Below are 13,637 nucleotides of genomic sequence, written 5' to 3'. Positions count from 1 at the left end.
ATCTTTCTTTAGTTTTGTGTTTTAATTCCCCGAAGTTTTTTGGAAACTTTGAGGATTTATTTCTACTTCTTTAGCCTTGAGGCAACCACTCAAAGCACTACAGTAAAGAATCTAAGATCACTTCCCATTTTCTGGCATTAGTATAAATTGTTGTAAATAATCATCTACTAAATATTCTGCAGCTTTACTTTTAATCTCTTTAGGGGTAATTTTAGACAAATTTCCAGGTGGTTTAAAAAATTGATCAATGCTTTTTCCTTGGTTGTAATATGTCATCAAGTCCTTAGCTAGAAAAGGACGACCTTTCATAGATTTATACTTATTTGCCACAACTGAAATTGCCCGGTTTAACATATTTTCATCTGGGCCATTTTCTTTTAATAACTGAAATGTTTCCAAGGCATAGCTTACCATCTCTTCAGTAATATCTATAGGACAATCAAATGAAATATAAAAACTATAATTTGCACTTCCTTTTGAATTTTCATCGAAGCTAACTGCTGCCACTGGAGAATATGTTCTACCTTCTTTTTTTCTCAACCTATCAAAGATCATCTGATTTAAAACCTGACCTAAAACATCTATATACACTCTGTTTTTTATATCAAAACTGTAATCCTTGGTTCCCGGAAAAATCAATCTTACTAAAGCATTCTCTTTATTTCCAAAGTATAGTGTCTTTTTAATTGGCTGAATTTTTAATTGGTCTTCTTTTACCTCAGGGCATTTATAAGTGGCAGTATTCAAAGGAAGATTCCCAATATACTTAGCAAATAAATTAGTGATGTTATTCACCGAAAAGTCTCCTGTCATATAAAATGTAAAATCTCTTCCATTAGAAAACAGTTCTTTGTATATCCTAAAAGCATTATCAAAGTCAATTTTTGATACCTGTTGTTCATTACAAGAGAAATAACTAGAGTTAGTCGTTTTATATATTTTATCATAAAAAAGATTACTTGTTTTGGTATTTCGTGCAACAATACTATTGACTTTAATTTTCCTCCAATCTTCAAAAGCGGATATATCACTCTTAGGCTTCTTCAAGTATGTATATGTGAGTTGCAATAAAGTTTCTAATTCATTTAGAGGGCATATACCTTGGATTTGATGAGAATTATAATCTACAATTGGATTGACGCTAATATTTTTCTCATTTAAAAAATCATTCAACTGAAACTTATTAAAATTCCCCAAACCACTTTGTGATACAATATCCGCAGCATAATATGCAGCTACACGATTTTCATTATTAAATTTAGAGAAACCACCCTGACTAAACCCCAATAAAGATATTTTTTCATTTTCACCTTTATCTTTACTTAATTTTTGTGGACACAATAATATTTCCACTCCATTATTTAATGTCATTTTGGTAATGGAAGTATCTTTTAATTTTTCTAGTGTATAGGATTCAGATTTTAATGCGGAAAATGCATTTTTATCAAATAATGACCCTTTTTTGTTTTCATCCTCCCATAAATCAATCTTAGCCTGTTTAATTTCAGAAAGCCATTTAAAAACTGTATCCTTATTTGGAAGAATTTTATCTCTTTGGTTTTCTGGCAATACAATAAAAAAATTACGGTTATTAGTAGAGCTTAACCAAGTATTAATATATGAATTAAAATCATTAAGATTAATATCTTCCAACAATTTCCTGGCAAGTTTTTGTTGTTCTTTTAATGGAGGTATTACAATTCCTTTTTTAAAAGAATCCATTAACCTATTTGCAATATTGGAGGAACTAGAATCAACTGAATGTAAATTAAAAAGAAAATCGGATTTTGCTTTTTCAAACTCTTCCATTGTAAAACCATAACGCCTGACACGCTCTAATTCTCTAAAAAGCAAATTCGTGCTTCTTCTTAAATCTGAAAAGTCTCTTAAATCTACAACGTTCTTCAGATAATTAATATTTGAAATATCATTATCTTCCGGCAGGTTAATTGAACTAATTGCTCGTTTGATAGGGGAGTTATATTGTCTACATAATGTTCTCAATCTTTTATTCATCATCAATCCATACAAACGGTCTTGAATTAACAATTTATATTCACTAACATTCGCTTCATTTCTGGCTTTCCCCTTTTTTAAGTAATAAAGGTGGATGGATGTTTGGGTTATATCTTTATTTGATATTTCAAACAATTGGTCTTTACTTTTTAAATTACCTCTCCAGCGCTCTAAAAGATGATTTATGTTTTCTTTCTTTTTCATATTTTTCATATCACCAAAATAGCTTTTAATTTGCTTTTCTACAGCATCAACATCAACATCCCCAACAATAATAATAGCCTCGTTATCTGGCCGATAAAAATTTCTATATAAATCTATCAGGGTTTTATATTTGACATACTGAATGTTTCTACCTCTTTCATAATATAATTGACCATACATCGTGTTGTTTAAATTTTTCTTCTTAATTTCTCTATTTATTTTAATCTGTGGATTAAAATTTTCTTTAGATACAATTTCAGCTAAAACAACATTTCGTTGAACACTTGCTATATTGGGATCTAATGTCAAATTACCAGCCCAATCACGCATTATTTTTAGAGTATTATATAATAAAGAAATATCCTGCGTTGGAATATTAACGTAATACATTGTGCTTAAATGACCCGTTGACGCGTTAAAAGACGGAGTACCAAGCCTTACACCACCTTTGTCGGCAAGATATTGAATTATGCTATCACCTGGATAATTCTTTGTACCCTCAAAAGCCATATGCTCAATTAAATGAGTTACCTGGTTTTCATTATCTTTTTCATGATAATAACCAACATTGACTACTAATTTTACAACTGCTTTTCTCTTAGGGTTATCATTTTTACATATATAATATTTAAATCCATTGGGTAAAATCCCCTCTTTAACTTTAGTATCCATAGGGGTTTTATTTTGTGCAAATAACTCGTTTTGACATATATGACATATGACATATGATAATATAAAAAAGTAGAAGAAAATATTTTTCATTGTTAAGTTTTAAGTTATTCATGTACCTTTAAAGTAAGAAGAGTGAACTGTCGAAAAAAACAGGGTTTTTCGACAGTCAAATAAATATCAATACCCTAAATTTTGCTCTCCTAATTGTGGATTTTTGCTTAATTCATCTTGAGGAATGGGATACAATTTATCGGTATCCTCCCAATTTTCTTTATATACTCCTAGTACCATAGAAGATAAGTTTGTACGATTTAAGTCAAACCACCGGTGTCCCCACTCTGAAAATAATTCAACCCTGCGTTCATGCATAATCTCTAACAACAGTTCTGACTCACTGATACTTGGATTGAGATCAGAAATTAACGGAATTTGAGCGCGAAGTCTAATTCTATCAACATCAGAAATTGCCCCATCAATATTTCCCAAATGAGCTCTTGCTTCAGCTCTGATTAAATATTGTTCAGCCAACCTAAAGACCATACTGTACTCATTAAATGGCACTGGGGGATTACTATTTGTTCCACCTATGCGTATTTTATACTTATATGAATAATGATAAACATTGTTTGAAGTCACTACACTATCAACCCAATGTTCTCTTCTTTCATCTCCAGCTTCAAATGAGGACAATAAATTAGAAGTCAAGTGAAATGGCCTTGTAGAGAATGGAGTACTAGTTAAAATAAATGTATATCCTTCATTTGTATTTCTTGTTGCTCCTGTTGGTTTTAATTGCCAAATCGTTTCTAAACTATTTTTTATAAAAACATTATCTAACTCAACCAATTCATAATTTGTATTATTTATTATTTCACTTGCTTCTTTATCTGCACTTTCCCAATTTTGCATATATAAATAAACTCTTGATAGCAAGGCTTTTGCTGTACTCTTGTTAGGTCTTACTCTTTCGGTAGTAACATATTCCTGCCCCATTAATTCTTTTGCCATAATCAAGTCTTCAATGATTTGATCATAAATTAAAGACTTATCTTGGCGTGTTACTGTAGCATTTATGTTATAGTCCGTAGAAGTAATTATTGGAACGTCTCCGAAAATATTAGTTAAATAGAAATGACACAATGCTCTAACAAACAAAACTTCACCCAAAAGCTGATCTTTAACTGAAGGGGTCAAAGTTTCAGATTTTTCAAGACCTTCTTTCGCTGAGTTCGCCTCATATATTGCATGATAGAGCGATGTCCACAACCCTGAAACTCTTCCATTAGTTGGTAATATTTCGTTCAACTCAATAGAATTAAAGTCTAAATTGTTTGGATAATAATGAAATTCGTCTGCCGATAACGCACACAAACTACCAATACTATTTACAGTTCCACTAGCAAAACCAGAACTATTAAGACCTATATAACTGTAAATTCCTGTTACGGCTGAACTTGCTGTTATATCATTACTGAAAACATCTTCAACAATTATTCTTGAATTGTTTACATCTACTTCATTAAATTCTTCACAAGAAAATGTTATTGTGATTAATAACAAACTGATAACTCTTTGGAAAGAAATAACTATTTTATTCATCTTTTAAAATTTTAAAGTTTTATATTAATCCCTAATGTTAACATCCTTAATGGAGGCAATGTAGTACTGCCCGTTTCTGGGTCTAATCCCAAATACTTTGTAAGGGTTAGTAAATTTTGACCTTGAACAAAAACCTTTAATGCATCCAATTTAAAATTGCTTATCTTTAGTTTGTCAAGTGTATAGGATAGAGAAAGCGTTTTTAAACGTATAAATGAAGCATCTGAAACAAAGTAGTCACTACTTCGAGCATAGAAAAAATTTACATACGTTGAAAAACTTTGGGAAAATAATGCTATTTCAGTTATATCTCCTGGCTCTTGCCAACGATTTAATACTTCAACAGGCACGTTAGCATTACGAGTGCCTGGAACACCATACTCCCAACCTAGTAAAGACTGCTTTGAGAATTGAAGGAAAAATGAAAAATCAAAATTTTTATAGCTAAATGTATTATTAATGCCTCCATAGTACTCCCTGTCTCTAGGGTTTATTAATTCAGTGTCTTGAACATTAATAATACCATCATCATTTAAATCTATCATTTCATGCTTTCCAGTCTCTGGATTAATACCTTTCCAGAGATACAGCCTTTGAATTGATAGTGGTTGTCCTACTACATACCTATCTGCATAAGAGGAATTTTCCAAATCAGGAAATTCTACTAATTTATTTTTAGATAGAGAAATATTAAATGAAGTTGTCCATTTAAACTGGTTGTTAGTCATGTTTTTTGTCAATAAACTAAACTCCCACCCTGAATTTTCAACAATTGCATTTAAGTTTTTAAAAACACTCCCTAGCCCTGTAGTAGCCGGTAATTGATAATCTGTTAACTGATTAGAAGATCTATTTCTATACCAATTAGCCTCCAAAGACACTCTATTATTTAAAAAACCTAACTCTATTGCAAAATCAATCTTTCTAGTAACTTCCCATTGATAACTGGGATTAAATAGAGACGTAGGAGAAAGGGTTACCCTCTCCTGATAGTCAGCTGAATTAAAAGAATAAGTGTTGTAAAACTGATAATCTCCAATTTGGTCATTTCCTGTAGTACCATAACTACCTCTTAACTTACCAAAACTCAGAAAGTTTAGATTATTAACAAATAAATTTTCATTTGAAAAAATCCATCCAATACCAATAGCCCCAAAATTTGCGAAGCGATTTCCTGGACCAAAACGAGATGAGCCATCTCTTCTGCCAGTAATATTAAGCAAATATCTCTCTTTAAAATTGTAACCTATGCGAAAAAAAGCAGCACTATATCTATACTGATTATCTTCGTCAGAATTTACCGTAACACTCTTGGCCCCGTTTAAGTTTTTTAACAAAATGTCTGAAGTATAACCTAACCCCCTTACTGAACGGTATTGAGAAACGCTTTCTTGGAAAGTAAATCCAACTAAAGCATCTATTGTATGACTATTAAACTTCTTGTTAAAAGAAATTTGAGGTTCAATAATCCATGATTTTCGAAAACTCCTGCCAAATATGCTCTCTGCTGAACTATTCTCACTAATACTTGTTGGAGACAAAGCTGCAATGGGTTTTTTGATTTGTTCATTTGAGTTAGATTCAGTAAATCCAAAATTTGATTTTAAATTTAGCCCATCTGCTAATTGATAGCTAAATATAGCATTAGATGAAAGGTTTGTCCCTTTTACATTTTGAGTATTCAATAAATAAGAATGAGGGTTAGTCCAGGTATTAGACTGAAATGATCCATAATCATAAATTTGCCAGTTTAATGATCCGTCCTCATTATACAATAATGGAGCATTTGGAGGAAGTGATAATGCATAAAAAACAAAATTCCCTCCTTCAAATAGCTTATTTTTACTTGCACCATAATTCATAGACAAGTTAATTCTAAACTTTTCATCTAATGATTTATGGTTTAATCCTAAACTAGCTGTCACACGGCTATAGCCAAAATCATCAGAGTAAATCACATTTTCTTTATGGTATCCAGCCCCTATTTTAAAAGAGGTATTTAAATTCCCGCCTGAATAAAATGCCTGAAGGTCTGATACTTCTGCCGTTCCACCTAACAATTCTTCTTGCCAATCAGTATCATTTGATTGATCCCAAAAACCATTTATGTCAAAATCGGCTGTACGAGGAGAAGCACCATCATTTGCAAAAGCTTCACTTCGCATTTCAAGATATTGCCTGGTATTTAGTAAATCTACTTTGTTACCCATTTCTGCCAATCCTGAATAATAATTAATTGTAATACCCTTAGTTAAATTTTTACTACCGTTCTTAGTAGTTATTAAAATAATACCATTAGCTCCACGAGACCCATAAATAGCTGTTGCATCACTATCTTTAAGTATTTCTACACTTTCAATATTATCAGGATTTAGGAAAGAAAGTGGATCAATACCCGATGATAAATATGATACAGATCCTGATTCAATTGGACTAGAATCTATGGGTATTCCATCTATAATAAATAAAGGACGACTTCCATTCCCCCCAACGGTATTCTCATCCTGTCTTAAGCTATTTTGTCCTCTTATCTTAATATTAACAGCTGAGCCTGGCACCCCTGATAGTGGAGTAATATCTAACCCTGGCACTCTTCCTTGTAAAGCCATTAAAGGGCTTGTCACAGGTTGATTTTCTATTTCCTCAGCAGTTATCTTTGAAATACTGCTTGTTTTAGTCCGCTCCGTAGTCTTATAATACCCCGCATTCAAAACCACCTCATCCAACTGCCCCACTTCTTCTTTTAGGGTAACATTAATGGTGCGTTGGTCTTCAACCGTGATTTCTTGGGTTGCAAAACCTAAAGCCGAGAACACCAAAACATTCTCCGGGTTAGGTACGACAATACTATAATTCCCTTCCATATCGGCCGCGGTGCCTTTGGTGGTGCCCTTTATTAGGATGGTGGCGCCGGGGATGCCCATGCCGGCCTCATCGGTTACTTTACCCGAGACCTGTATTTGTTGTATGGTGTTGGCGTCTTTTATAAGGATGGTGTTGTTTTGGGTGAGCACCACATTAAAATGCCCTTGGGTAAGTATTTGTTGTAAAAGGGTATTAAGCCGTACCGTACCTTTTTTTATTTGCATTTTTGGGAAGTTTGCAAACAGGTTGGATTGGTAGGCAAAGGAATAATCGGTTTGCTTATCGATCATATCAAATACCTCATCAACCGTTACGGTTTTATCGGCATCAATGCTAATTTTAGTGTTCTGCGAGAGCAGGTCGCCGGGCGACAAACTAAAAACGGCACTGCAAAATAAGAATATAAAGCTTCTCATAATGAGTTTTAAGACCCCTTTTCTTATTGAAAAAGGCGTGGTTGTCAATTTAAATTCCATAAATTTGTTATGTGTTAGTTAAACATTGTTTTAATTAATACTTCATGGGGAAGCGCAGGTTTGTTGTCAGAATTCGGACCTTGTTTCCCTTTTTTTTTTGAATAGAGACTGCTTACTCTTGTTTTAGCTTGTTGTGAGATCCCTCCCTCGTAAACTCGGTTCGGGATGACAAAACCCTCTCTTTTCTCTATTCTCGTCTCTCTTTTCTCTTTTATGTTGGATGTTTTTTCATATTTTAAGTTTTAGTGGTTGGTTTTAGATTATTAGATTTTTAGATTATTAGACGCTCTGAACTCCGAACTTGTTTTAGTTTTTCACTTTTAGTTTTTAGCTTCTAGCTTCTGGCTTCTAGCTTCTAGCTTCTAGCTTCTAGCTTCTATAAATATACTTATTATTACTTTTTAATTTCAATTGTTTACTTATTTATATAAAATGGTTTTTCACTTTTGGTTATTTTTGTTTATCCCCTACGGGGAATTTATGTAGCGTTATAACATTTTTGCTACAATGCTTAAACCGCTACGAGGTATTTTTCACTCTTCACTTTTAGTTTTTCACTTTTAGTTTTTAGTTTTTCACTTTTAACTTTTCACTCATTTAAGCACAACCGTTGTGCCCCGTATTTCGTACTGTATGTTGTTCATGTTGGTAATGATGTTTAATATGTCTACTATACTTAGTTTTTTATCTAGGCTACCGTTAAAGGTTTTTGTTTCTAGGGCTTTGTCTTTAAACACTACCTCTATATTATACCAGCGTGCCAGTACGGCCATGATGTCCTTAAGCGGTTTGTTTTTAAAGCTGAACACACCTTCGCGCCAAGCGATGGCACGGTAAACGTCTACATCTTTGGCTAGGGTAATGTGGCCCGTTTGTAGGTTTAGGGTGGATTGTTGGTTAGGTTTTAAGATTTGAGTATTGGGTATTGCGTATTGAGACTTCTCAACTGTACTTGGGGTGACAGATACTTTGCCCTCTACTAGGGTGGTGTATATGTTGGTTTCGTCTTTGTAGGCTTTGATGTTGAACTCGGTGCCTAGGACTTCGACTATTTGGGTGAGGTTGTCTGTTAATGGAGGAGATTGCTTCCCTCCGACTATAGTCGGAACTTCTCGCAATGACGCTATGTTGGGTGACAATACTCTAAATTTAGAGCCACCGTGGTCGGTGCTTGGGGTAACGTCAAAATAGGCTTCGCCGTAAACTAGGGTGACTTCGCGGGGTTGGCCTGTTATAAAGTTAACGGGGTATTGTATTTGGGTTTCGGAGTTGAGCCATACTTGGGTGCCGTCGGCCAAAGCCAATTGATACTGCCCACCTCTGGGAACAGTCAAGGTGTTGACTGCCCGCTCTACGCTATAGGCTTTAGGCTGTACGCTACCTTTTGCCGGGTTGTAAACTAGTTGCTCGCCATTGCTGCTGGCGTATTTTGTTTGATACGCTTGCCCTTTTTCTAAGACTACGACAGAACCGTCTTCTAGGGCCAAAGTAGCTTTGTTGCTACCTGTTTTTATTTGATTGTTGACGATTATTGGGTGAGATTCCTCGACTGCGCTCGGAATGACATTGGTCTGGATTAAGATGGTAATCGCGGCTAAAAGTAAAATCGCTGCAGCGGCGCTGTATTTAAACCACTTGGTGCGTAACTTTTTAACGGGTTTTTGTGAGGCTTGTATTTTTTGCCATAGTTTTTTATAGGCTACTTCTAAATCGGGCTTCTGGTATAATTGATTAATGTCGTAATCGTCTTGCACATGGGCCATAAATGTGGCTTTGTGCTCTGGTTTGCGCAACCACTCCAACAAGGTTTCCATCTCGGCATCGGTTAGTGTATTGGCTATAAATTTGTGTATTAAAACTTTCAAAATGCTGTATTTTGGGTTACTATTATGCTTATGTAACGAATGAGTTTGAAAAAACCCTTAAAAAAAATTTAATAAATTAATTTATACCTTTACTTTTTATTTTATTAAGCGGTATTTAACCTTTTAAAATTGGTATGGAACAAAACGACTTGGGCATAGCCATACAGCAGGGTAGCGAAACGGCGTTTAAAGCGTTTTTCAACTTACATTATAAAGCGCTCTTGGGTTATACTACTACGTTAACACACGATACTGCCGAGGCCGAGGACATTACGCAACAGGCCTTTATTGCCCTGTGGAACAAGCGGGCCGTAATTAAAAACGCTAAAGCCGCCAAGCAGTATTTGTACCAAACTAGCCGTAATTTGTTTATTGATAGCTACCGCCACCTAAAAACCCAACAAACGGTATATGCGCAACTTAAGGAAGAGGCCCTGCGCAACCGTGTGGACGAGGATGCCGACATCCTGGAACAACGCATTGCTAAACTAAAGGCCGTTATTGATGAACTACCTCCCAAATGCCAAGAGGTTTTATACTTAAATAAATTCCAGGGGCTTAAGTATGCCGAAATTGCCGAACAATTGGGCGTGTCTTTAAAAACGGTGGAGTCGCAAATGCGTATTGCCTATAAAAAGATACGACAAAGCTTTGATAAGGATGATCCTTTGATTTTGTTTTTAATATCTAGAACGCTGGGATTGGCGCGTTGGGATTAACGCGTTATGAGTTCAGGGTTACATTTTGCATGCATTTAAACTTTTCTCTTGGGTTGAAGTTTTAACAAGACAAGCATAAAAAAACACCACGGGATTGTGGTGCTTTAAACTATTGATAGGTAAATTATTGGAGCACATTAATCTTCAAACTTAAATATGGCATCATCAATGGTCTCATTCAAAACATACGATTTTACATTTATTGTATATTGATGGTCATTAATAAACCAAGTCATGGCAAAGGGCAACAACACCCCATTTACTTCTTTGTAATCTTGGTAATAGGTATATACTATATCATCGCTTCTTATATTTCTTGTTTCTGTTAATGCTTCTAAATAAGTTTCTTTATTAATGAAGGATATCGATTCGTCATCCACTTCTTTGCCTTTTATAAAAATTTTACCTTTTGTTATTTTTAGCTTATAGCAAGCTTCACCCATGATATCCTCTTCGCCCAATAATGCTATTTTATAGCCCAGGTCTTTTGCTTTTAATAACATTAAGGGAAATTCATTAGCTCCTTTTTTAGATTTTAACGATATATTTTTCCCTCTTTTGGTAAGCTTATTGGTGTGGTAATCCAGATCCCAATAATAGGTGCCATCAAAAGCAAATTGTGCCACCCGTTTGCCATTTTCTATTTTGTTTCCTACAAGTCTTCCTTTTTTACTTATGGTGAGAATTTCATTCGATCCAAAAGAAGTAACAAACTCGCCTTTTAATTGGATGGATTGTATATGGTTCCATGCTTTTTTACCTCCTAATTTTTCAATATGTTTTTCAATGATTTCTTCGGCCGTTTGTGCATTTAAGATCATACTTAAACACAAAAACATAAAAATTAAATTAACGTGTTTCATCTGTTTATTTTTATTGTTTTAAAGGTTGAATTATTTTTTTCTTCTACTAAGCCAAATGGACAAATAGGCAATGATAATTACCAATGGAAGCCCCCATATAAGTACTATTTTCCAGATTTTAAATGTTGAAAGACTTGTTGTAAATCCGTTATCTGGAAATTCTGGTTCTCGAACATCTACAGGAAATTGGTTGTTTGAAAGCCACTCAAAAATACCCGTTAGGAATGCTGGATTATTTATTGTTAACCCTTCCCGTTTTATGAAAGCTTCGCTATTGCTTAAACAATCTGCATCGCCCAATACTACAATACGTTGTGCCTTACCTGCCGTTTGTTTACTAAGCGCAACAGCCATTTCGTATGGTTTTTCAATTTCTCCCAGCTCTGGGTTTAAGTTTATGTTGTCCTCTTCAAAATTTGTAGAATCTAATTCGTTCCAACAACCGCGCCACTTGGTTTGCAAAAGGGGCGTTACATGATATCCCTTTTCTTTGGCCAAGGAATACTCTAGCCCCATGCCTTCTAGCATGGTCACTTTTTCGTTTCGCACAGCCATATCTTCAAACACAAAGGATATTTCCTCAGAAATTTTGGGCATTAGGTTGTTTATAACCAATGCTGGAGAAAAGTCTTTGCTGGGCTCTACTATAACACCTTCTTTAAAACCAACACCCACCTGGTTGGCTATGGGTGCCATATATTCTCTTTTACCAGGCTCTGCCGCAATAAGCATGTTGCCTCCATTTTTAATATATGTATTTAACCTTTTTTGCTCTAGTTCAGATAGCGGTGTTTTGGCATCTGCCACAACCAAAATATCAATATCTGCGGGAATGTCGTCTTTTGATAGGCTAACATTTTCAAAATCAAAGCCATTATTTATTAGGGCCTCTCTATAGTTTTTTAAAACGGTTGCCTTACTATAGTCGCCATCTCCTGTACTGTAGACCTCTCGTTCACCATGACCGATTAAAAACCCAACTTTTATGCTGTTTTTAACAATGCGCTTAAAAGCTACGGTTATTTCCTTTTCGTCAGGCATAACGTACATGTCTTTAAAAATTCTAAGGAAGGTTTTCTGTCCGTTTTCATGCTCAACAAGTCTTACAAACACATTGTCCTCATCCATTAAACCTATATGTTTTACTTGCTCTGGACCTAAAAGTTTTTTAAAGTTTATATTGTAAAGATCGCATACTTTTTTTGCCATCTCTTCTTCTGAACTATCGGGGTAACGTTGATAGATATAAGGATTGTTTGTTGGGGTATTCCAATAGTAAACATACTTTAACTTGATATCTGGTTTAAAACGGATATATTTATCGAAACGCTCCATATCCATTTTAATTCTATTGGGAACGCCATAGTACATATGATAGCCCAAAACATTTACATAGGTGGTTATGGTTAACTTGCCATCTATGTTCTTTATTACCTCCTGACTATTTTCCCTAAGGGTATTGTGCTTAGTAGCCGTAACATCTAGATACGATTTTATGGTTGGTCTTGAAAAGACAAACCCTACCATAGTACCTACTAAAAGAATAAGCGCATACCTGCCAAAGTTTACAAACTTTTTTCGTATTCTACCAGCTTCTAACTTAACAATAGTAAACCCTAAAAATATGGCTATAACTATTAAAAAATAGACAACATCCTCACTGGTTATTAAACCAGAAATCATGGTTTCTGAACGACCGGACATAGACAGCCAATAGGTTATTTCCCTAACAAACTCTATACCCTGCCCAATGGTGCCTACATAATTTAAGGCCCCTAAAAGGGCTAATGTACTAAAGGCAGCAACAACTTGATAGGATGTAAGTGCCGACATAAACAGGCCAATGGCCGAATAAGCACATATTAGCAAATAAATACCCAACAATCCTGAAAGCAGGTATGGCACGTCCAAATCTTTAATGCCCATACTTCCAAAAATGACCGAAATTGATAAAATAACTATAAGAATGAACCCGTAAAACAACATAGTAAAATACTTGCCAAGTACAATTTGATATGATGAAACAGGAGAGGAGAACAGTAGTTTTATAGAACCGCTACTAATTTCACGACTCATTAAACCCATAGTTAATAAAGGAATATAAAGGAATAGGTTGTTTTGTATTTTTACGAAAACCGTTCTGCCTCCAATGGTTTCGGTAAAGATTCTGGTTGTAATATCATAAAAACTCCTGCCCGATTCTGAGAGCTTTAACAATAATTCAAAGAGGTCTGTAAATGTAATATTGGCCTGTATGGTAAAAATGACCAAAATAAGCCAAGCTATGGGAGAATAGAACAGGGTTTTAAGTTCTGTTTTTGTAATATTTAAGATGGTATTCATAAATTCGTTTTGGTT

General features: G+C 34.6%; 7 protein-coding genes. 1 reads left to right on the top strand and 6 read right to left on the bottom strand.

The features are described from left to right. Nucleotides 1-117 precede the first annotated feature (117 nt). The 4 genes from AC5SR4_RS06865 to AC5SR4_RS06850 form a co-directional block, all read right to left on the bottom strand. On the bottom strand, nucleotides 118-2,892 hold the full coding sequence (locus AC5SR4_RS06865; protein ID WP_495358797.1) for a M16 family metallopeptidase: 2,775 nt from the start codon (nucleotides 2,890-2,892) through the stop codon (nucleotides 118-120). A gap of 177 nt (nucleotides 2,893-3,069) precedes the next feature. Continuing rightward, nucleotides 3,070-4,491 carry a RagB/SusD family nutrient uptake outer membrane protein gene (locus tag AC5SR4_RS06860; protein WP_495358796.1) on the bottom strand — a complete coding sequence of 474 codons (1,422 nt, stop codon included), beginning with the start codon at nucleotides 4,489-4,491 and terminating at the stop codon, nucleotides 3,070-3,072. Nucleotides 4,492-4,502: 11 nt separating this feature from the next. Continuing rightward, nucleotides 4,503-7,832, bottom strand: a complete 3,330-nt coding sequence (locus AC5SR4_RS06855) for a SusC/RagA family TonB-linked outer membrane protein (protein WP_495358795.1) — start codon at nucleotides 7,830-7,832, stop codon at nucleotides 4,503-4,505. A 593-nt stretch (nucleotides 7,833-8,425) separates the two neighbouring features. After that, nucleotides 8,426-9,697, bottom strand: coding sequence for a FecR family protein (locus tag AC5SR4_RS06850; protein ID WP_495358794.1), 1,272 nt, complete (start codon nucleotides 9,695-9,697; stop codon nucleotides 8,426-8,428). A gap of 134 nt (nucleotides 9,698-9,831) precedes the next feature. Here AC5SR4_RS06850 and AC5SR4_RS06845 point away from each other — a divergent pair, with 134 nt between their 5' ends. After that, nucleotides 9,832-10,416 carry an RNA polymerase sigma factor gene (locus tag AC5SR4_RS06845; RefSeq protein WP_495358793.1) on the top strand — a complete coding sequence of 195 codons (585 nt, stop codon included), beginning with the start codon at nucleotides 9,832-9,834 and terminating at the stop codon, nucleotides 10,414-10,416. A gap of 137 nt (nucleotides 10,417-10,553) precedes the next feature. Here AC5SR4_RS06845 and AC5SR4_RS06840 read toward each other — a convergent pair whose 3' ends face one another. Together AC5SR4_RS06840 and AC5SR4_RS06835 are read right to left on the bottom strand one after the other, a co-directional pair. Continuing rightward, nucleotides 10,554-11,279, bottom strand: coding sequence for a hypothetical protein (locus AC5SR4_RS06840; protein ID WP_495358792.1), 726 nt, complete (start codon nucleotides 11,277-11,279; stop codon nucleotides 10,554-10,556). Between the two features lie 30 nt (nucleotides 11,280-11,309). Next, nucleotides 11,310-13,622, bottom strand: coding sequence for a Gldg family protein (locus tag AC5SR4_RS06835; protein ID WP_495358791.1), 2,313 nt, complete (start codon nucleotides 13,620-13,622; stop codon nucleotides 11,310-11,312). Between the last annotated feature and the right edge of the window lie 15 nt (nucleotides 13,623-13,637).

The organism is Aestuariibaculum scopimerae (genome assembly GCF_059428085.1).
Note: the sequence above shows the minus strand (reverse complement) of the source record. Positions and strands in the feature narration are given on the sequence as shown.